Origin of the sequence: Desulfosceptrum tomskiensis, from assembly GCF_049818055.1 — a bacterium.
Lineage (GTDB): Bacteria > Bacillota > Desulfotomaculia > Desulfotomaculales > JASEER01 > JBFLVT01.
Window position 1 is genome coordinate 483,166 of the sequence record NZ_CP187479.1, and the last position, 20,172, is coordinate 503,337.

At 58.8% G+C, this 20,172-nt stretch carries 21 protein-coding genes; 14 read left to right on the plus strand and 7 right to left on the minus strand.

Annotation, left to right across the window (positions count from 1 at the left end; genetic code table 11):
* The first annotated feature begins 23 nt into the window (after positions 1–23).
* From ACPV0M_RS02435 to ACPV0M_RS02450, 4 genes are all read left to right on the plus strand, one after another.
* On the plus strand, positions 24–1,178 hold the full coding sequence (locus ACPV0M_RS02435) for a bifunctional 3,4-dihydroxy-2-butanone-4-phosphate synthase/GTP cyclohydrolase II (RefSeq protein ID WP_425622100.1): 1,155 nt from the start codon (positions 24–26) through the stop codon (positions 1,176–1,178).
* 19 nt (positions 1,179–1,197) lie between these two features.
* On the plus strand, positions 1,198–1,665 hold the full coding sequence (gene ribH, locus ACPV0M_RS02440; RefSeq protein WP_425621405.1) for a 6,7-dimethyl-8-ribityllumazine synthase: 468 nt from the start codon (positions 1,198–1,200) through the stop codon (positions 1,663–1,665).
* A gap of 337 nt (positions 1,666–2,002) precedes the next feature.
* The gene (locus ACPV0M_RS02445; protein ID WP_425621406.1) at positions 2,003–3,934 is read left to right on the plus strand and encodes a DUF294 nucleotidyltransferase-like domain-containing protein; all 1,932 of its coding nucleotides are present in this window, start codon (positions 2,003–2,005) and stop codon (positions 3,932–3,934) included.
* A 35-nt stretch (positions 3,935–3,969) separates the two neighbouring features.
* A complete protein-coding gene (locus tag ACPV0M_RS02450; protein WP_425621407.1) occupies positions 3,970–4,701 on the plus strand; it encodes a 3'-5' exonuclease in 732 nt (243 codons plus the stop codon).
* Between the two features lie 26 nt (positions 4,702–4,727).
* Here the strand turns inward: ACPV0M_RS02450 and ACPV0M_RS02455 are convergent, their stop codons facing one another.
* The 5 genes from ACPV0M_RS02455 to ACPV0M_RS02475 all read right to left on the minus strand — a co-directional run bounded on the left by ACPV0M_RS02455 (position 4,728) and on the right by ACPV0M_RS02475 (position 10,370).
* Complete coding sequence (locus ACPV0M_RS02455) at positions 4,728–5,438, minus strand: formate dehydrogenase subunit gamma (RefSeq protein ID WP_425621408.1); 711 nt, start codon at positions 5,436–5,438, stop codon at positions 4,728–4,730.
* The gene (locus ACPV0M_RS02460) at positions 5,435–6,439 is read right to left on the minus strand and encodes a 4Fe-4S dicluster domain-containing protein (protein ID WP_425621409.1); all 1,005 of its coding nucleotides are present in this window, start codon (positions 6,437–6,439) and stop codon (positions 5,435–5,437) included. The genes ACPV0M_RS02455 and ACPV0M_RS02460 overlap by 4 nt, the downstream gene beginning before the upstream one ends.
* Before the next feature lie 265 nt (positions 6,440–6,704).
* Positions 6,705–6,896, minus strand: a complete 192-nt coding sequence (gene rpmB / locus ACPV0M_RS02465; protein WP_425621410.1) for a 50S ribosomal protein L28 — start codon at positions 6,894–6,896, stop codon at positions 6,705–6,707.
* 71 nt (positions 6,897–6,967) lie between these two features.
* Positions 6,968–7,975: an acyl-CoA dehydratase activase gene (locus tag ACPV0M_RS02470; protein WP_425621411.1), complete on the minus strand. Its 1,008-nt coding sequence runs from the start codon at positions 7,973–7,975 to the stop codon at positions 6,968–6,970.
* A 193-nt stretch (positions 7,976–8,168) separates the two neighbouring features.
* Positions 8,169–10,370: an acyl-CoA dehydratase activase-related protein gene (locus ACPV0M_RS02475; RefSeq protein WP_425621412.1), complete on the minus strand. Its 2,202-nt coding sequence runs from the start codon at positions 10,368–10,370 to the stop codon at positions 8,169–8,171.
* Between the two features lie 164 nt (positions 10,371–10,534).
* On the opposite strand from ACPV0M_RS02475, the gene recG reads away from it, so the two are divergent.
* From recG to ACPV0M_RS02490, 3 genes are all read left to right on the plus strand, one after another.
* Positions 10,535–12,643 (plus strand): ATP-dependent DNA helicase RecG, encoded by a 2,109-nt coding sequence (recG, locus tag ACPV0M_RS02480; protein ID WP_425621413.1) that lies wholly within the window; start codon positions 10,535–10,537, stop codon positions 12,641–12,643.
* A gap of 108 nt (positions 12,644–12,751) precedes the next feature.
* A complete protein-coding gene (locus ACPV0M_RS02485) occupies positions 12,752–12,898 on the plus strand; it encodes a hypothetical protein (protein WP_425621414.1) in 147 nt (48 codons plus the stop codon).
* Positions 12,899–12,970: 72 nt separating this feature from the next.
* Positions 12,971–13,228, plus strand: a complete 258-nt coding sequence (locus ACPV0M_RS02490; protein ID WP_425621415.1) for a small, acid-soluble spore protein, alpha/beta type — start codon at positions 12,971–12,973, stop codon at positions 13,226–13,228.
* Between the two features lie 125 nt (positions 13,229–13,353).
* Here the strand turns inward: ACPV0M_RS02490 and gpr are convergent, their stop codons facing one another.
* Positions 13,354–14,298, minus strand: a complete 945-nt coding sequence (gene gpr / locus ACPV0M_RS02495; protein WP_425621416.1) for a GPR endopeptidase — start codon at positions 14,296–14,298, stop codon at positions 13,354–13,356.
* A 186-nt stretch (positions 14,299–14,484) separates the two neighbouring features.
* Between gpr and rsmD the strand changes: the two genes are divergently transcribed.
* From rsmD to ACPV0M_RS02510, 3 genes are read left to right on the plus strand one after another with little or no spacing between them, the layout of a single operon-like run.
* The gene (gene rsmD / locus ACPV0M_RS02500; RefSeq protein ID WP_425621417.1) at positions 14,485–15,042 is read left to right on the plus strand and encodes a 16S rRNA (guanine(966)-N(2))-methyltransferase RsmD; all 558 of its coding nucleotides are present in this window, start codon (positions 14,485–14,487) and stop codon (positions 15,040–15,042) included.
* An 8-nt stretch (positions 15,043–15,050) separates the two neighbouring features.
* Positions 15,051–15,548, plus strand: a complete 498-nt coding sequence (gene coaD, locus ACPV0M_RS02505) for a pantetheine-phosphate adenylyltransferase (RefSeq protein ID WP_425622101.1) — start codon at positions 15,051–15,053, stop codon at positions 15,546–15,548.
* 29 nt (positions 15,549–15,577) lie between these two features.
* On the plus strand, positions 15,578–16,024 hold the full coding sequence (locus ACPV0M_RS02510) for an ATPase (protein WP_425621418.1): 447 nt from the start codon (positions 15,578–15,580) through the stop codon (positions 16,022–16,024).
* Here the strand turns inward: ACPV0M_RS02510 and ylbJ are convergent.
* Positions 16,007–17,185 carry a sporulation integral membrane protein YlbJ gene (ylbJ, locus tag ACPV0M_RS02515; RefSeq protein ID WP_425621419.1) on the minus strand — a complete coding sequence of 393 codons (1,179 nt, stop codon included), beginning with the start codon at positions 17,183–17,185 and terminating at the stop codon, positions 16,007–16,009. The two genes, ACPV0M_RS02510 and ylbJ, sit on opposite strands and share 18 nt — an antisense overlap.
* Positions 17,186–17,315: 130 nt before the next feature.
* On the opposite strand from ylbJ, the gene ACPV0M_RS02520 reads away from it, so the two are divergent.
* The 4 genes from ACPV0M_RS02520 (at position 17,316) to ACPV0M_RS02535 (ending at position 20,131) form a co-directional block, all read left to right on the plus strand.
* Entirely contained in the window at positions 17,316–17,843 is a 528-nt protein-coding gene (locus ACPV0M_RS02520; protein ID WP_425621420.1) for a YceD family protein, read from the plus strand.
* Positions 17,844–18,026, plus strand: coding sequence for a 50S ribosomal protein L32 (gene rpmF / locus ACPV0M_RS02525; protein WP_425621421.1), 183 nt, complete (start codon positions 17,844–17,846; stop codon positions 18,024–18,026).
* A gap of 109 nt (positions 18,027–18,135) precedes the next feature.
* A complete protein-coding gene (gene plsX / locus ACPV0M_RS02530) occupies positions 18,136–19,143 on the plus strand; it encodes a phosphate acyltransferase PlsX (protein WP_425622102.1) in 1,008 nt (335 codons plus the stop codon).
* Entirely contained in the window at positions 19,136–20,131 is a 996-nt protein-coding gene (locus ACPV0M_RS02535) for a beta-ketoacyl-ACP synthase III (protein WP_425621422.1), read from the plus strand. The genes plsX and ACPV0M_RS02535 overlap by 8 nt, the downstream gene beginning before the upstream one ends.
* The last annotated feature ends 41 nt before the right edge of the window (positions 20,132–20,172 follow it).

Sequence of the window (20,172 nt, forward strand, 5' to 3'; positions counted from 1 at the left end):
TAGAGGACATCAGGCAGGGTAGAATGATTGTAGCCGTGGACGACTACGACCGCGAGAACGAGGGCGATCTGATCATGGCCGCGGAGAAGGTCACCCCCGAAGCGATCAATTTCATGGCCACGCACGGCCGGGGCCTGATCTGCGTGCCGATTACCGAGGAGCGCGCCAACCAGCTTGAGCTGATGCCTATGGTCACCAACAACACCGACCCGCATGCCACCGCCTTTACGGTTTCGGTCGACGCCAAAGAGACCGGCACGGGCATCTCGGCGTACGAGCGGGCCCTCACCGTGCAGAAGCTGATTGATCCAAGAACCCGGCCGCAGGATTTGCGGCGCCCGGGACACATCTTCCCGCTGCGGGCCAAGAACGGCGGCGTCTTGCGCCGCGCCGGCCACACGGAGGCCGCTGTCGATCTCAGCCGCCTGGCCGGGTGCTATCCCGCCGGGGTCATCTGCGAGATTATGCAGGAAGACGGGACGATGGCCCGCGTGCCCGAACTGATTGAATTCGTCGCGCGGCACAACCTGAAGATCATCACCATCGCCGATTTGATCGCCTACAGGCGGCGCAAGGAAAAGCTTGTCCGGCGCGTCGGCACGGCCAAGCTGCCCACCAAATACGGGGAGTTCGTCTGCTACGCGTACGAGAGCCTGCTTGACGGCAAGGAGCATCTCGCTATTGTAAAGGGCGACCTGGAGTCGGTGGATGCCCCGCTGGTGCGCGTCCATTCCGAGTGCCTTACCGGCGACGTTTTCGGTTCCCTCCGCTGCGACTGCGGGGTTCAGATCGGCCGCGCCCTGAGGATGATCGAGAGCGAGGGTTGCGGCGTTCTTCTGTACATGCGCCAGGAGGGACGCGGCATCGGCCTGCTGAACAAGATCAAGGCGTACGAGCTGCAGGACCAGGGCAAGGATACGGTGGAGGCCAATCTGGCGCTGGGGTTCCCGCCCGACCTGCGCGACTACGGCATCGGCGCCCAGATTCTTTCGGACCTGGGACTGACCAAGATCAGGCTGCTCACCAATAACCCCAGGAAAATCAGGGGCCTGGAAGGGCACGGCCTGGAGGTTGTTGAACGTGTACCTATTGAAGTGACGCCGGGAGACTGCAACGGCTTTTATCTAGCGACCAAGAAAAAGAAGCTGGGACACCTCCTGTCGTTACCCACTGAATAAAGAAGGAGAGAGCTTACCGATGGGCAAGGTTTTTGAGGGGCATCTGATTGGCGAGGGACTGCGCGTGGGGATTGTAGTGGGGCGTTTTAACGAGTTCATCACCTCGCGGCTTCTCGGCGGGGCCATGGACAGCCTTGTCAGGCACGGCGTAAGCCAGGACGACATAGATGTGGCCTGGGTGCCGGGAGCCTTTGAAATCCCGCTCACCGCCAAGAAGATGCTGTCTTTGCAGCGTTACGACGCCGTAATCTGTCTAGGAGCCGTCATCAGGGGCGCCACTCCGCATTTTGACTACGTCGCGGCCGAGGCCGCCAAGGGCGTGGCGAAGGTGGGGCTTGACACGGGGGTCCCCGTGATCTTCGGGATCATCACGGCGGACACCATCGAGCAGGCCATCGAGCGCGCCGGGACGAAAGCCGGCAACAAAGGATGGCAGGCTGCCGAAAGCGCCATCGAAATGGCCAGCCTGTTCCGTGCCCTGGTATAGGAAGCACGCAATTAAAACGGGGATGTCTCGGACATCCCTTTTTATTTGGCATACCTACCTTTTAAGGGTGGAAATCAGCCGGTCGGGGCCTAGATTTGACCGCCAGCCGCCGGGAATCAGGTAAAGTGCGAAAACCTGTGTTTTCGGCTGCAAATTCAAGGATATGGAAGGTTACGCAATCGGGCTGCTCCTGGGCCACTGTGCAAAGTGTAAAAAGATTTAGACAATTGTGATAGCATATAACCATCCTGCGGGCCTTATTGGCTGATTGACGAGCTGATGTTTGGCCGAGGTGGTCGATGCGTCTTTTTAACGATCTCCTGGATGAGGTGAAAGCATGCCTAACGACTTGGTTGAGGAACTGAAAGCGCTTACCCCCTTTAAGGCCCTTGACGAGGAAAACATCGCCAAACTGGCCTCCAGTATTGAACTCCGCCGCTTCCAGCCGGGAACCTACGTTTTCCGGCAGGGAGACCCCGCCCTGGGCCACGTGTTTATCGTGATGTCCGGGCTTGCCGAGGTCACGCTGACTAACGACCGCGGGATAGAAACCGTTGTCGGTTTCCGCCGGCGGGGAGACCTCTTCGGGGAGACCGTGATCTGGTCGGCAAAGCATTACTCGGGCTCGGTCAGGGCCAAGGACGAGCTGGAGTGCCTGGCTATCCCGGTCGGCACCTTCCAGAAGTTTATCAACAACTTTCCCGTTGTTGCCGCCTATTTCAGCAGCGTCATGGTCGAACGGATGCGCTCCCTGTATGACGAAATCATCGCTGAGCAGTCTTACGTGGCCTACGGCGGGGTGGAAAAGTCGCTGTTCCGTCGGCGGGTCGCAGACCTGATGTCCGCTCCGGTAATCACCTGCCGGATGTCCGACAAGGTGTCCAACATCGCCCAGGTGATGGCCGATAAAAACATCAGTTCCTTGATCGTTATCGACGAGACGGGCTACCCGGTCGGGGTCATAACCGAAAAGGACCTCGTGGCCAAGATGGTGGCCAAGTCCGCCGATCCGTCCAAGATGACCGCCGAAGAAATCATGAATAAAAACCTCATTACTATTCCGGTTAATGCCTATTTGGACGAAGCGCTTATGCAGGTCATCAAGCATGGGGTCAAACACCTGGCCGCCACCGACCGGGGGATGCTGGCCGGCATTCTCAGCCTGGTGGACCTGGTGAAGGCGCGAAGCACGGGTACGCTCTCGGTTGTGCACCGCATCGAGTCGGAAAACACCCTGGAGGGTCTGCGCGAGACCGGCAAGGAAGTCGACATTTTCCTTAACGCCCTCGTCGCCGAGAAGGCTCCCACACGCCAGTTGCTGGCGATTATGGCCGAGTTGCACGACCGCCTGGTGCGCAAGGTAATCCGCCTTGCCGAGGAAGAAATGGTACTCGAGGGTTACGGCAAGCCTCCGGTGCCGTACTGCTTTGTTAACATGGGGAGCGCCGGGCGCAAGGAACAGACCCTGCGCACTGACCAGGACAACGCCATTATCTACGCGAAACCGGAGCCCGAACGCGAGACGGCCGTATCCGGTTATTTCCTTGCACTGGGCGGCAAGATCGTCGATAACCTGGAAGCCTGCGGGTTTGCGAAATGCAAGGGGGACGTCATGGCTTCCAACCCGAAATGGTGCCGGCCCCTGGACGACTGGAAGGAGACCCTGCGCCGCTGGATTGCGCGGGCCGAACCCGAGGACATCCGTATGCTGACCATCTTCCTTGATTTCCGGCCCGTTTACGGGAGTCTTGAGCTTGCCGGCGACCTGTGGGAGGTGATCTTCGCCGCTTTCAACGAGGCACGCGAGGTCTCGCACATGCTTACCAACGACGACATTCAGTACCGGGTCCCTCTGAGTCTTCTCGGGGGCTTTATCACCGAAAAATCCGGTCCCTACAAAGATCAGATTAATCTCAAAAACAGCGTGTGCGTGCATATCGTAAACTGTATCCGCGTCTTTGCCATGAAACACGGGATCCGCGAGACGTCCACGCTGGGACGCTTGAAGGAATTGGTCGAGCAAAAGGTCATCTCGGTGGATGACGGAGAATTCATCGAGACCGCTTTTGAAACGGTGATGATGTTCCGCATCCGGGAGAACGTTCGCAAGAGACAGCAGGGCCTGCCGGCCGACAACTACATCAACCCGCACGCGCTGAGTAAACGGGAGCAGGCCGTGCTGAAGGACGCTCTGTCCGTCATCACCCGCCTTCAGAAGCTGACCTCGAGTAACTTTACCGAACAGTGGCTGAACTACCTTAGAATCTAGTTTAGGAGACCGGTTTTCTAACGGGGAGTGGTAGGATGAAACTCTTCTGGAGCGGTCGGCCGGCAAATAAATATAACGGTCCGCCTCCCGCTGCAGAGGTTGCCGATACTCTCAAGGAGCTTCTTGACCAGTGTCAATCCAGGCCGGACAGCGGGACACCGCTTACGGACGTTTGTTTCCTGGTTGTAGATACCGAGACCACCGGACTGTCTCCGGCGGAAGGGGACGAGATCATCGCGCTCGGTGCCGTAGCCGTTGAACGCGGCTGTGTCCAGCGCGGGAAGGTTTTCAATCGCCTCGTCAACCCCTATAGGGACGTCCCTCTGCTCGTAACCGAGCTTACCGGCATAACGGCGGATATGGTCGACGGCGCCGGCGATATCTATACCGTCCTGCAGGATTTTTTGCCCTGGCTCCGCAACACCGTCCTTGTGGGCCATTACGTCGACTTCGACCTGGAATTCCTCAACCGCAAGCTGCAGCAGGCCTGCAACCGGAAGATAGTCAACCCGGCGCTCGACACCTGCACCATATCCAGGGCCCTGTATCCCAGGTGGGCGTCCCATTCCCTGGATCACCTTCTGGCCAATCATCAGATCGAGCCTGCGGGGAGGCACACGGCTCTGGGCGACGCCCTGCTTACGGCGGAGCTTTTCTTGCAGTTGCTCGAGCTGCTCCGGGAAAGAGGCGTGTACACCCTGGGGGACCTTCACCTCTTCCTGGATGAACATTTGGACTACTATTACAGGGTCGGTTTTAATCTTTAACTTCTCTAGGACGCTTTGGGTGAAATTTACTGTGTGGCGGACCCCTTTTGCGGGGACCGCTTTTCTTTTTCGACAAGGCGCTCGTACCACAGGGCGTGGTGGTGTTTGACGTAGTCAAGGTCGACCTTGCCGGTGAACATGCCTCGGATTAACGGGCGGTTTTGCTTAAAGAGGAAGGCTCCAAGATGAGCCGCAACCCCGAAGATCAGCATGAACGTGGCCAGCGTATGCAGGTTGTCGGCCAGCCAGATGCTTGACGCCGGAAGATAGACTGCCGGCAGGTTCTTAATGACTTTGATTATGCCGGTTAGAATGATCATCGCCATCCAGAAAGCGATGTAGGCGTACGCAAGGCGCTGTTTAGCGTGGTATTTGTCACTTTTCGGTTCTTTCCCCAGGCCGAACATAGCCGCAAGCGAAACGATCGATTCCCGCACATCGCCGCGTCGCGGCAGAATGTCGGTCTTTTTAAGTAGCAGGCTGTGTGCGACGTGGTAAGCGACCGCAAACATCAGCACGGCTGCAGCGACGTAGTGCACCATCAGGGTGACCGAGTAGTCCGCCGACCACGTCAGCCCCGGCAGTCCTGAAATCCCGTAGCGCTTGTACATGGGCATTTGCCCGAAGCCGCTGAAAACAAGGGCGATGCCGGACAAGACCACGGTCCAGTGCACGAATGGACCGGAAAACCCGTGGCGCTGCACCTTGTTGCTTTCCCTGATGATCCTTTCGCTCATTGTTTTTCTCCCTTCATTGTCTTGTAGGCCGCAAAGCCTGCCGCCACAACACCCGCGACGGGAGCGACCAGCATCCCCAGTGCCGCCCCGTTGGCCGTATTCAGGAAGTTGTCGACGCCGGGGGGCATTCCGGGAAATCCGGGAGCGTCAGGAACCGGTTGTTCGGCCTTTTGGTCCATCAGCTGCTTGTGGATTTTCGTGAAGGGAACGGGTGAAACGTAGAAGGTCGAGGTGCCTCCGTTTTCCGTTTCGCCGTAAATGAATCCGCCGATTTTCCTTGCTTTTTGATGGGCAAGGGCCCGCATCTCTTCCTTTTCGCCGAAGACGACGGCTTTCTTGTGGCAGGACTCGACGCAGGCCGGCGGCCGGCCTGCCGTGATACGGCTGTAACAAAGGTCGCACTTGTACATGACCCCTGCGCCCAGGTATTTGGGAGCGATTTTCATATAAAGCCCGACGCCGGCCTGACGCGCGGGGATACCCCAGGGGCACACGTCCCGGCATTTGGCGCCCCCGAGGCAGAGTTCCTTGTTAATCAGCACCGGACCTTCAGGGGACTTGGACTGGGCGCCGAAAGGGCACAGGTTGGCGCAAGGCGGGTTGTCGCAGTGCATGCACCGGCGGGGCAGGTGAATCTCCCGTACCTCGCCCTGGTGTTCCACCTTGACCGTTTGCACGAAAGACCAGTTGTAGGGGGTCAGCCGGTTGGTCAATTGCTTTTTGCCTGACCAGTCTTCCTTCTTCTTTCTGGGCCAGTAATACTCGATGTGCTCGGCGGGCTGGGGAAATTGAGGCGTTTTTTCCCGGCGGCAGGCGCTGACGCATCGGGGCGTCTCCAGGTCTTTACAGCCGTCGCATCTGGTGAGGTCGATGAAAGTGCCGAATTGGCCTGCAGCAGCCTCGGCCGCCCCCAGCTTGTCGGCGCCGCTCAAAACCATGCCGCCGATGGCGCCGGCGGCGACCGTGCGCTTCAGGAATTCGCGGCGGGATAAGCCCGGCATATAATCCCTCCTATATACCCATACATGTATATGTATCACTAATAGAATATTACGCGGTGGTTTGCCAGTCAATACTTAATTTTTAAGTATTTTGTCACATAGCTTGACTGGCTGGGATTATCAAACACCGTGGAGGGAACCAGGCAAAACGCAGTGTAATTGCGTATTTTAGGCACTGTATATATAGGGTGAGCGGTATTTATGGAAAAATAAAAACGGCTCAATGAGCCGTTTCCTTATGTTCCCGTATGGCGCGGAAGATTACCTAAATGGCCCGTACGACCTTCCCGCTCCGGAGGCAGCGGGTGCAAACCTTGATCCGTACCGGCCGTCCGTCAACGATGGCCTTGACCCGCTGAAGATTCGGGTTCCAGCGTCTCTTCGTCCGAATGTGGGAGTGGCTGACCTGCATCCCTACCTCGGCGTCCTTGCCGCAAATCTCGCATTTTCTAGCCAAATCGTCCACCTCCTTCAAACAAAACCACGCTAAAATTCTACCAGATCCGAAGAGGAGGCGCAAGCAAAAAATCACGCATGCAGGGGAGCTTCCCGTTCTTCGTGGCGGTTTTCGGACGACAGGTTCAGGTTGAACCATTTCCCGCACTTTGAGCCCCAGCGGCTGACGAGCTCACCGCTGATGTAAAACTCGTTGACCTCGCAGTTGTTCGGGCAATCAGTGCAGGCAAAGGTACGGGGCGTGCACGTGAAGGAGGCGATCCGGGACAGACCGCGGAAGTTTGAAGATATACGGCGGCGCTCAAAGTTGCGTTTGGCCAGCAGAGCAGAACCGAAAGCACCCATGACTTTAAAGTGTTCCGGCACAATGATCTCCATGCCCAGGCGCTGTTGGAAGGCCGCGCGGATGCCGACATTGGCCGCCACGCCTCCCTGGAACATTACGGGGGGTTCGATCCTGTGCCCGCGGGCGACATTGGCCAGGTAATTGCCGACCAGGGCGAGGCAAAGACCGGCGATGAGGTCATCCTTTTTATAGCCCATCTGCTGCTTGTGGATGAGGTCGGATTCCGCGAACACACCGCACCGGCCGGCGATTTTGATGGGGCTCTTGGAGCGCAGGGCGTATTCGCCGAATTCTTCGATGGGTATGCCCAGGCGTACAGCCTGGTGATCCAGAAAAGAGCCGGTGCCGGCGGCGCAGACGGTGTTCATGTTAAACCCCACGGGTACGCCGTCCCGGAAGAAGATGATTTTGGAGTCCTGCCCGCCGATGTCGATCACCGTGCGCACGTCGGGACGGAAATGACGGGCGGCCATGGCATGGGCTGTAATCTCGTTCTTCACGATGTCGGCGCCCACCATGATCCCGGCCAGCCGCCTGCCGCTTCCGGTCGTGCCCACGCCGTTTACGGGCACTTCACCCAGGGTGCCGTACATTGTCACCAGCGACCGCTGGATGGCATCGATGGGGCCTCCTTCGGTACGCATGTACGAGTTGTAGACGAGGTTCTTGTTCTCGTCGATGAGGGCCAGTTTGGTAGTTACGCTGCCGACGTCGATACCCAAAAAGTAGCCCATAATGACCTCCCAAAAGGCTTATTTCCCCCTGTTTCAAGGTGAAGCCGTTATTAAGTAACCCTGCCGACGACCGGCATTGAGCATTTGAGCATTGAGCGTTGGGACTAGAGGCATTCCTGTTCAGGAATGCGCTCAGTGCACCCGAACCTCTAGCACTCAAGTAGGGGAGTCAAGTTGCGGTAGATCTAACCTTTTAGCGTCTGGGACTAACATTTAGCTTTGGAGTTAAATGACTCTTCGAATTGAGTGCTGGGTCTTGCGGCGCGCGGTCCTTGAGGATGTCGAGGAAGGCCTCGACCCGCGTTTCAAACCCGGCTTCGCCCGTCTGGTCGGTGATGATGAAAGTCAAAACGGGTATGTCCAGTTCCTGCGACATCTTCACCATGATGTTTTGCGCCACGATTTCGGGCATGCACGTAAAGGGCATCAGGTGGATGATCCCGTCGATGCCCTCGCTCCCGGCCAGGGCCGTTAATCCCACGCTCTTGTGGCCGTGACCGCCGGGGTCCGTGCCGAGGTAGCGGTTGGCCGCTTCCTTGATGACGTGTTTTCTTTCGGTGGCTTTCCGTGTCGGGAAGAGATGCTGGTGGAACCAGCTCGTCGCCGAAATCTCGCGGTCCACCCAAACGCGGGGATCTTCGTAGCGCCCGAGCATCTCCTCCAGGTGGTGGTTGACGTAAGCCTCGAGCACAACCCAGATTTCCCCGACGATGCGCACCCGGACCGGGTTGGTGTCCTCCAGCGGGATGGCCGCAGCCGCCTCGCGGAAATCGCGGGCCAATCCCCAAACAGTTTCGGTGAGCGAAGCGTTTTCGATGTCCCTGATAAAGCGCCGGAAGAGTCTGTCTACCGACCCGCGCTTGCTTTCAAAGGCCCGGATACGGTGGCATATCCGCTCGGCTTCGTCGATGGCCGCCATTTTGTGGTAGCCGAAGTAAAGCGCACGCAGGATCTTGAGCCAGGAAGCGTCCCTGGTTGTCCTCTTGATAACCGAGCGGAAGTTAGACCAGCGCTCGCCGAGCGGGAAGGGGGAATCGATGATCAGCATGTTGAAGTCGTGGCCGATTTTTCTCAACAGCTGGTCTTGGATCTGGGCGTACCAGCCGAGACGGCACTTGCCCTTGCCGCCGACCATCAGGATGTTGGTGGCCCCGTTCTGCAGCAGCCAGCGCATCTGCCCCAGCGTGATGGTGAACGGCAGGCAGACGAACTCGGGGGCCAGTTCCTTGCCCAGTTCGAGGATTTCCTTGCTGGCGTGCGGCGTCTTTAACGACTTGATCCCGCATTCGACAAGGGCGGAACGGATGGCGACGTCGAGGTGCCCCATCGTCGGCATGCCGATAATAAACTCCTCCGCGCGGACGCCGGGGACTGTCGCGGCCGAAACTTCGAGGGGCCGGTTTTCGTCGGGCCGGCCGGCTGTTTTCAGCGACTCCAGCGGCTGCACGTCCATAAAAGCCTCGATCCGTGTTTGCAGGCCCGCTTCCCCGGTGTGCTCGTCGACGGTCAGCAGCAGGAAGGGCACGCCGCGCCTGGCCGCCTCGTCTTCGACATAGCCTTCGATCACCGATTCCGGGCCGCATTCGAAGGAGCCCACCAGGACAAGTTTTTGCACAAGGTTGTTGCGGAGCAGGTACAAGGCCGCCCCCAGGATCCGGGCTTCGAAACTCCAGAGCCGTTCGCCTTCGAGAAGCCCCGCCACCTGGCGCCGCGCCTCGGCCGCCGGGACCATCTCCGCCGTAATCACTTTGCCGTAATCGCGAAAGCTCTTTAAAATGTCGATGGTGAAGGTGTCGTAGAGGATATAGGGGTGGCCGATAACGCCGACCGCTGGCGTGTCTTGAGGATGCTCGCGCCGGCAGGGCTTTTGGCCCCTGAGGTAGGCGAAGGCTTCGGGACCGGTAAGCCGCTGGTCGACGCAGGCGAGCTCGTACAAGTCCTGCGCCCGCCAGGCCTCGCGCAGCGCCCGAAGGACCCGTTGGCGGCCCACGTTGAAAGAAGACCCTATGCGGACGAAGCTTTCCTTCCAATCGTCCCTGTTGGCGAACAGGTTGATCTCGGGGATATGTATCTTGATTTTTTTGCTTAGCGCGTGCTTGACCATGTAGGGCACGCCGATAAACTTCGGGCAGCAGAAGTTTTTGGGCTCCATGCTGACCAGGCAGGGCACGAGCAGCTGTTTGTGGCCCGCGTCCAGGAGTTCCTGGGCGTGCGCGAAAAGCAGCTTTACGGCCAGGCAGGGTTCGTCGGTCGGGCAGACCTCCATCTTGTTGAGGGTCTGCTTTGTCGTCGGCGGAGAGACGATCAAGTCAACCCCGATATGTTCAAAGAAAGCGGCAAAAAAGGGGTAAAGATAATAATAGGACATTGCCCGCGGCATTGCGACAGTAGGCATCTCAGACCACCCTTAACTATCTCATCCGCTATAGTATGCCCGAATCAATTTGCCGATACCAGCAACATGTATTTTCTTACCTATTGGTAGGGTAACAGAGTTTACCTATCTCCGTCAATTTGGCTGTATGACTTTGTGCGGCTAAGAAGGCTGGGAGTCCGTCGATGTCAAAATATAGGACAGGATTCCGATGGGGGAGCGAGTTCATGGCCGATCCCTTTGCGTTTGCCATCCAGTATCTGAAAGGCGTGGGGCCGTCACGGGCCAGGCTTTTGGCCCGGCTCGGCGTGTTCACCGTCGGCGATTTGCTTTATTACTTCCCCCGCAGGTACGAGGACCGGCGGGTCGCCTCCAGGCTTGTTCCGGAAATGGTTGGGGAGATCGTTACGGCTTCGGGAATCGTGCTCGGCGGTGAGGATTACCAGCCGAGACGCGGGCTTAAAATCACCAAGTTCGCGCTTGACAACGGTACGGGGGTCTTCTACGCCACCTGGTTCAACCAGCCTTACGTTTTTCAGCAACTGCGCAAGGGCACACGGGTTTTTGTCGTGGGGAGGCTGCGCCGCTTCCTGAACAGTTACGAGATTGCCGTTCAGGAACACGAGGTCGTCGAAGGGAATGACCTTCTGAGTGCCGGGCGTATCGTTCCGGTCTACGCCTCAACCGACCGGCTGCCTCAGAAGACGTTGCGGCGGATTATCCGTCAGGCGCTTGACGAGTGGGCGCCGTCCATTGGGGAAACCCTTTCCGATTCCTTCCTGGAGCGCTACGGCTTGCCGCGTGTGCCCGAAGCGCTGGAAGTGATTCATTTTCCGTCCTCCCTGGAAAAAGCGGCAGCAGCGCGGCGCCGTTTCGCCTGCGAGGAACTGCTTTTGCTGCAGCTGGCCCTGGCCAGGAAACGGCTGGGCATCGGGGCCCGCGTTAAAGCACACCGCCACGGGGAGGACGGCCCGCTGGTGGCTGGCTTGCTGGAAGGGCTGCCGTTCACGCTTACCGGCGCGCAGAAGCGGGTCTGGCGCGAGATATCCCTGGACATGCAGCAAGGCCGGCCCATGCAGCGTCTCCTCCAGGGGGACGTGGGTTCCGGGAAAACGGTCATCGCTGCGCTGGCGCTGCTGAAAGCGGTGGAGAACGGGCATCAGGGGGCCATGATGGCGCCTACCGAGATCCTGGCCGAGCAGCACTGCAGCCGCCTGCGGGAAATGCTGGGGCCGCTGGGCGTCAAGGTCGGCTATCTTGTGGGGGGGCTGAGGCCGGCGGAGCGCAGGGCCGTTCTGGAGGACATCGCTTCCGGAGCCGTACAGGTCGTCGTGGGTACCCACGCCCTCATTCAGGACGAGGTAAGGTTCAGGCACCTGGGCCTGGCCGTAATTGACGAGCAGCACCGGTTCGGGGTCAGGCAGCGGATGCTGCTGCAGGGCGCGGGACACATCACCGATACCTTGGTAATGACCGCGACGCCGATCCCCCGCACCCTGGCCCTGACTCTTTACGGCGACCTCGACGTCTCTGTTCTGGACGAGATGCCTCCCGGCCGCCTGCCCGTTAAAACCAGGCTGGTCGCCAGCAGCCGGCTCAACGACGTGTGGGGTTTTGTAAGGCGCGAAGCGCGCGCCGGGCGCCAGGTTTACGTCGTCTGCCCGCTGGTTGAGGAATCCGAGAGCCTGCAAGTCCGGGCCGCCTCCGAGCTGGCCGAGCGGCTGTCCAAAGAGGTCCTGCCGGACTTGCGCCTCGATCTCCTGCACGGGCGCATGAAGGGCAGGGAAAAGGACGCCGTCATGCAGCGCTTCCGCTCGGGGGAAACGCAGGTCCTGGTGGCCACGACGGTCATCGAGGTGGGCGTCGACGTACCCGCCGCCAACACCATCATTATTCTCGACGCCGAGCGTTTCGGGCTGGCCCAACTGCACCAGCTGCGCGGGCGTGTAGGGCGCGGCAACGAGCAAGGCTGGTGCCTCCTGGTTTCCGACGCCCGCACCCCGGAAACCCGCGAGCGCCTACAGGCGTTGTGTTCGACGACCGACGGCTTCAAACTGGCCGAAATAGACCTGCAACTGCGCGGTCCCGGCGACTTTTTCGGGACCCGCCAGTCCGGGCTGCCCGAACTGAAAGTGGCCGATCTCGGTGACACCCGCCTTATCGCTCGCATGCAGCAGGAAGCCCGCGAAATCCTGCTTCGCGATCCGAATCTTCAAAGCTTTGAAAATCATAGGCTTAGTCAAGCGCTCGTCGCTAAGTACGGCGATTTTTTGCAAGGCCTTGGTATGAGTTGATACAATTATCCACTTATTTATCGTGAGTTTCGAACAACAATAATAAACAAACGGTAAACGGCAAAAGCGGTAATTTTGTTGACGGCGACCGCAACGGAGGTGGAAAGCGTGAAAAAGACCGTGTCTTTGCTCCCCGCGGACGGCGAATGCCGTTACGAGCTCGGCTACGAATTAAATATGGATTTTGCAAGATTAAACAAATTTGTAAACAAGGATGAAGAGGTAAAAGACCGAAACGGCGTTAGAAAGTGCTAACATAAAGCCCGGTCTGCGGGCGAATAATAGTATCAGGCTAGTGAATTAAAAATTCGAGGAGGTGTGATAAAGATGCCGAGAAATACCAACCAGCCTGTTACGCCTGGTGCTGCCAGCGCCTTGGACCGGATGAAGTACGAAGTCGCCGCTGAGCTGGGCCTTGCGAACTACGCCCAAATGAATAAGGGCGACCTGCCCAGCCGTGTTAACGGTTATGTCGGCGGCAATATGACCAAAAAGCTGGTGGCTTTTGCCGAGCAGGCGCTGGCCGCCGGCAACATCGGGCAGATCACCGGAGCCGCTCCTCTTGAGACCCCTCAGCAGAGTTAATTTCTTAAAACAGAAAACAGATGCGGTTTGTGAAGAAAGGCATACGGGAGAACAGACGGCGGCCGCCGCTCTGTTCTCTTTTATTCTGTTCCACAGCTATCCGACACCTAATACTACCTTGGCACCTACTGCAGGTAGCTTGCGTATTCTTGGGACGAAACTGTTTTATGCAGGGCGGCGTTCAAAGACCCCGCGATGATTTTGGCGCAGTTCTGGATCAAAACGTCGATTTCTTTGGGTGTAACCATTAAGGCCCCTCCGAAAGGCTGCAGTAGTTGCCCGATGATCGCTTCGGCGTGTTCTTGGGGAGGAATTTGCTGTTGGAAAGACTGATACAGCCTATTGATCGCTTCGTGGGCGATCAAGGCGGCGTGGACGACGGTGGGAACACCGATGGAGATCACCGGCACACCCATTGTTTCCTGCGTGATGCCCCGGCGTTTGTTCCCCAGCCCGGAGCCGGGCCGGATGCCCGTATTGGCGATCTGAATCGAAGAAGCGATACGCTCCACCGACCCGGCGGCAAGGGCGTCGATAACGATGATCAGAGCCGGTTTGACCCTACTGACGATGCCTTCGACCACTTCGGCCGTTTCCAGTCCGGTGATGCCCAGAACCCCCGGGGCAATGGCGCTGACGGGGCGCATCCCTTCTTCCACGGCTTCGGGGACGTACTCGAACATGTGCCGGGTGACCATAACGGCGTCGACGACGCGGGGGCCGAGAGCGTCGGGCGTGGCGTTCCAGTTGCCCAGGCCGACGATCAGGACGCTGGCTCTATCCGGCAGATTGATCATCGCCGCCAGTTCCTGTGTCATCACCCGGACGATCTCCTGATGGGCCTTGGGATCGGTCTGCCTGATAGCGGGGGCCTCGATCGTGACATAGCGCCCGATGGGTTTGCCCATAGCCTGCGCACCGATGTCGTTGATAATTTCGACGACCGTTACCTGGCCGTTGGTAAAGCTTTTGCGGTTTACCGCCACGCCGGGTATTTCTCCGCCTGTCTGCGCCCGTAAAGCGGCATGGGCCTCAAGAGCCAGGTCTGAACTTACTCCACAAATCCTCATTTGCTTTGTCCTCCCTGATTCTTTGTAACGTTTTTAGGTTGTCTTGACTTCCCGGCTTCAATACCCAGTCCGGCAGGAATTTGGCCGCTGCGGGTTAATTGTACCGGCCGGTACTTGCAAAACTATTTTTAAAAAGGGAAAATTGCTATAATAAACTTGTATTTTTCCTGTCAAGGGTGAAATTGCATGCGGGTCATCGGAGGCCGGGCCAAAGGCCGAAGGTTGCAAAGCCCCAAAGGGCCGGGCGTGCGGCCCACTTCCGACCGTGTCCGTGAAGCGCTTTTCAATATCCTTTCTCCGAGGATTGCCGGGTGCAGTTTTCTTGACCTCTGTGCCGGAACGGGAGCCGTCGGCATCGAAGCGTTAAGCCGTGGCGCTGAAAGCGCCACCTTTGTTGAAAAAGACGCCAAAACGGCGTCCCTCATCCGCAAAAACCTTGAAGCAACAGGTCTTGCCGACCGGGCCGCGGTTTGGGTGATGGACTTCCGCCGCGCATTAACGGAACTGGGCCGGAAGGGGCAAAGGTTCGACATCGTCTTCGTTGATCCCCCGTATCGCCTGGGGCAGGAAGACGCGGCTTTGACCGAGCTTGCGGCAGGGAACCTGCTGGTCAAAGGCGGCCTGGTGGTAACAGAGTCGGACAGCAGCCATCTGCCTGCCGCGGAGGTGGAAAACCTTTTTTGCTGGCGGCGGGAAAAATACGGTGACACCACCTTAAGCTTTTACCGGATCAAGGAGGCGTGAGCACGAACGTGCGCGTAGCTGTTTACCCGGGCAGTTTCGACCCTGTCACCAACGGCCACCTGGACATCATCCGCCGCGCCGTGCATCTCTTTGACGAGGTCGTGGTGGCTATCGCGGAGAATTCCCAGAAGGTCCCCTGCTTCAGCACCGCGGAGCGGCTGGAAATGCTCCGGCACGTCCTGGCCGATTTGAAGAGTGTCCGGGTTGACTCTTACCAAGGGCTTACGGTCCGGTACGCCCGGGCCTGCGGCGCCAGGGCCATCATCAGAGGGCTGCGCGCCGTATCGGACTTTGAAAACGAGTTTACAATGGCTCTGACCAATAAAAAGCTGGCACCCGAAATCGAGACGGTTTTCCTGATGACCGAGGCCTGTTACTCGTTCATCAGTTCGAGCGCCGTTAAAGAGGTGGCTTCTTACGGAGGGTGCCTGGACGACATGGTTCCGCCCTTCGTGGCCAAGCTGTTGCGTGCAAAATTCGGCCGGCCGCTGGAATCAGAAAAATAGAAACGTCGCCACTTAAGGAGGAGTCTCTTGTGGAGTTACTGTCCGTGCTCAATGAACTGGAGGAGTTCGTGCAAAACAGTTCCCGTGTCCCTATGACCAGGAAGGTCCTGCTCGACGAGGAGAGGTTGCTGGATTTTCTCGACCGCCTGCGCACCCTCCTTCCCGAAGAGGTGAGGAAGGCCAAATGGGTCGTTCAGGAGCGGGAAAAGGTCATCGCCGAATCGCGGCAGGAGGCCCAGCGCCTGATTGAGGAAGCCCAAAAGGAGATCGCCAAGCGGACCGAAGAAAACGAAATCGTGCGCAGGGCCAACGAAATGGCCGAGGAGATCATCCAGAAGGCCGAGCAGGTATCGCGCGAGATCCGCCAGGGGGCGCGCGACTACGCCGAGGACATTCTGGCAAGGCTGGAGTCCAGGTTTGACCGGATGATGCGCGAAATCGAGGCGGGCCGCAACGAGTTAAGAAACATGAAATAAACGCCGCATCGACCTCAAGGCCAGGCCTGTGCTCGCCAGCAGGAGGGGAAGGGTCAGGGCCAGCATGCACGAAGTCTGCAGCAGCCCGAGCCATTCCATGCCCGGAGCGGAGGCAACCCGGCCGGCCGGGAGCGCCGTGGGGCCGCAAACGGGGAACAGCACGAACGTCAGCAAGGCGGCCAGCGCCGCATGCGCGCAGCGAGTCGCCAGGTAGAGCCACAAGCGGATGTCGGTTGTCGAAATAAAGCCGGCGACCTGGGCCTGGATGGACAGCCCGCTCCAGGCCAGGACTATTTGTACGGCTACAAGTTTTTCCGGTAGGGAAGCGTTGCACTCCGCAATCATCCTCGTGCCGAGGGTCATCTCGAAAACCCCGTAGGCCATCGGCTCAAGGATTTCGGGGCTGAAGCCCAGGGGCAGCAAGGCGGCCCCCAGGCTGCGTGCGATAACCGTCAATACGCCGTAATGACCGAGGAGGCGGATGACGACGGCGAACAGGATGATGTACCCGCCGATGGCCAGGAGCTTGTTGACCGACGCTTTTACGGCGTCGCTCAGGACGGCGCCGGCCGGGCGCCCGTTAGTGCCGATAAAACTAAAAACCGCCCGCGCCCAAAGCCCTGACTTGTAGCCGCTTTGTGTCCTCTCCGAGGGGGCATAGAACCGCATCGCCAGCCCGAGAATAAAGTTTGTGGCATAATGGACCAACAGGAGGAAAGGCCCGACGGCGGGGTTGTGAAACATGCCGACGGCCACGGCCACGAGGACGAACAGCGGGCTGGCGTTATTCGTAAACGCCACCAAGTGCTCGCCTTCCGCCCTGCTGATCATGTTTTCACTACGCAGGCGCGAGGTGATGGCGGCACCGATCGGGTAGCCCGAACTGTAGCCCACGGCCACCGGGAAGGATGCGGCGCCGGGGAGACGAAACAACGGCCGCATCACGGGTTCGAGCAGGACGCCGATGAAATGAACGACCCCGAGGTTCATCAACAGTTCGGACACGATAAAGAAGGGCAGCAGCGACGGGAACACGATGTGCCACCACGTTTGCAGGCCCAGGGTCGCTCCGTCGAAGGCCGTTTTGGGCTCAAGGACCATGGCCAGCACGAGGAAGAGGGCGGCCACGGTCAGAGCGATGCGCTCGCGTACATTGTGCACGGGCAAATTCACCAAACCCTTGTCCATCTTGCTTTTAGTCTATTGGCGCTGCCGGCCCGTTTAGACCAAGATTTTGTTGACAAGGGTAGGGCCTTCCATTATAATAGCTCTGTTGGATTGGGGTGGGTCTGTGTTTCAGATTGATCTGACCGATATTCGCAGCAACCCAGGCCAGGTATTCCAATTCACCTTTGCAGAAAACCTGGAGTCTCTCGAAGGCGAGGGCGGGAAGATCGTCTTCACCGGTCCGGTAACCGTCAGGTTAAGCGTGGTTTACCTTTCCGGGGTTTTCTGGATCGACGGTGCGGTACAGGGTGAGTGCGTCCTGCAGTGTTCCCGCTGCCTCGGCGAGTTCAGGCACCGGATCGACGTCGAACTCCACGAAAAGTACCGCCAGGGAGCCGCACAGCTGGATGATGAGGACGCAGTCGACGAGACCCTGGCCGGAGACATCTTAAACTTGCGGAACTTGGTTAAGGACAGCATCCTCCTGTCCTTGCCCATCAAAACGATATGCAGGGAAGACTGCCGCGGGCTGTGCGCCCGATGCGGCAAGGATCTTAATGAAGAGGCATGCGGTTGTCCCGCCGAAGACATCGATCCGCGCCTGGCCGGACTGGCCGGGCTGCTGAATCCGGCCAAAAAGGGGGTGGAATAGGTGGGTGTTCCCAAGAGGAGAACGTCTAAACAACGTAAGAGAACGCGCCGGGCTCAAGTGATGAAAATAGCTTCTCCGCAGCTTATCCCCTGTCCGCAGTGTAAGGCCCCCGTGATGCCCCACCGGGTTTGCCCGGAATGCGGCTACTACAAGGCAAAAAAAGTCATAAATGATGGAAAATAAGCTTTTGGTGTAACCAAAAGCTTATTTTCTTCTTTTTGTTGCTTTTGTTTACCATCTCGGTTATACTCACTTTTAGGATTTTAGCACTTCCGGGAGGTTTTCCCACTTGCTGCGTATAGCACTGGATGCAATGGGTGGTGACTACGCCCCTTACGAAGTTGTCAAAGGTGCAGAAAGAGCAGTCCAGGAACTCGGCGTCGAAGTGGTCCTGGTTGGGGATGAAGCCAAGATCCGACAGCAATTGACCGCAAGTGCCGGAATAGAAATCGTCAACGCCACGCAAATCATCGAAATGACCGACCATCCCGCCCAGGCTGTACGGCGCAAGAAGGACGCCTCCATCGTCCGCGCCGTCCAACTCGTGCGTGAAGGCAAAGCCGATGCCGTCGTTTCCGCCGGCAATACCGGCGGGGCGATGGCCGCCTCTCTTTTCGGACTCGGCCGGGTGAAGGGTATCGATCGGCCTGCCCTCGTTTCCCTCTTCCCCAACGACCGGGCCCAGACGGTTATCCTTGACGTGGGCGCCAACGTGGACTGCAAGCCTCATCACCTGCTGGAGTTTGCCGTGATGGGAGCCGTATACGCGGAGAAGGTGCTGGGTCTGGCAAACCCGAGGATCGGCTTGCTGAATATCGGCGAGGAGCGCACCAAGGGCAACGAGCTGGTTCAGGGAGCGTACGCGCTGTTGGAAGCGGCCCCGTTGAACTTCATCGGCAACGTCGAGGGCAGGGACCTTTTCCATGGCGGCATCGACGTTGTTGTCTGCGACGGGTTTGTCGGCAACATCATCCTCAAGACCGGTGAAGGCCTGTCGATGTTTATGGAACGCTTCATCAAGCGGCAGGTCGAGAAGAGCGTCCTGTCCAAGCTGTCCGCCCTGGCCGCTTTGGCGACGCTCAAGGAGATGCGCAAGAAGTTTGATTATAACGAGTACGGAGGGGTGCCCCTCCTGGGGGTAAACGGAGTCAGCGTGGTCGCCCACGGCAGTTCAAGAGCCCGGGCCGTCATGAACGCGGTCAGAGTGGCCCGGGATGCCGTGAAAGGCGGCCTGGTGGACTCCATTACTTCCGGGATCGCCGAGGTGAGCAAGAAAGGGGCACGAACGGTTAATGCCTGAACTCCGCAGAGCGGGTATCATAGGTCTCGGTACTTACGTCCCCGAGCGGGTCTTAACGAACCACGACCTGGAAAAGCTGGTGGATACCAGCGATGAGTGGATCAGGGAACGCACGGGCATCCGGCAGCGGCACATCGCCGCCCCCTACGAAGCCACGTCGGACCTCGGCGTCCGGGCCTCGGAAAGGGCGCTGGCCGACGCCGGAGTTGACGCCGCCGAACTGGATCTGATTATTGTGGCCACAGCCACCCCCGATACCATTTTCCCGGCCACGGCTTGCCTGCTCCAGGACCGGCTCGGCGCCGCGCGCGCCGGTGCTTTTGACCTGGCGGCAGGATGTTCCGGATTCATTTACGCCCTCAGTGTCGCTAACCAGTTTGTCAGTACCGGTGTTTACGACCGCGTGCTGGTGGTGGGCGCCGAGACGCTGTCACGGATCACCAACTGGAAGGACCGCACGACCTGCGTGCTGTTTGGCGACGGCGCCGGGGCGGCGGTCGTCGGCCCGGTCGAGAAGGGCGGCATCCTGGCCACGCGATTGGGGGCCGACGGTTCCGGCGGGGCCCTGCTCGACCTGAAGGCGGGGGGTTCAAGGACCCCGACGTCGGCCGAGACGGTCGCTCGGGGATTGCACTACCTGCAGATGAACGGCAGGGAAGTATTTAAGTTTGCGGTACGGGTTATTCCCGAAGTTACCAGTGAGGTGCTGGCCCTGGCCGGCCTGAGGGAAGAGGATATCGATCTCATGATCCCCCACCAGGCCAACGTGCGTATTATCGATGCCGCCGCTAAGCGCCTGCAGCTTTCATCTGATAAAATCCTGGTCAACGTGGACCGTTACGGCAATACCTCGGCGGCTTCCATTCCGCTCGCCCTGGAAGAGGCCGTGCTGACGGGCCGGGTCAAAAAGGGCGACCGCATCGTTCTGGTCGCCTTCGGCGCGGGCCTGACATGGGCCGCGGCGGTCCTAGAATGGAACGGGAAATAGGCGTTGCCCGCAACTGCATATGTGGGCTATAAAAGATTGGG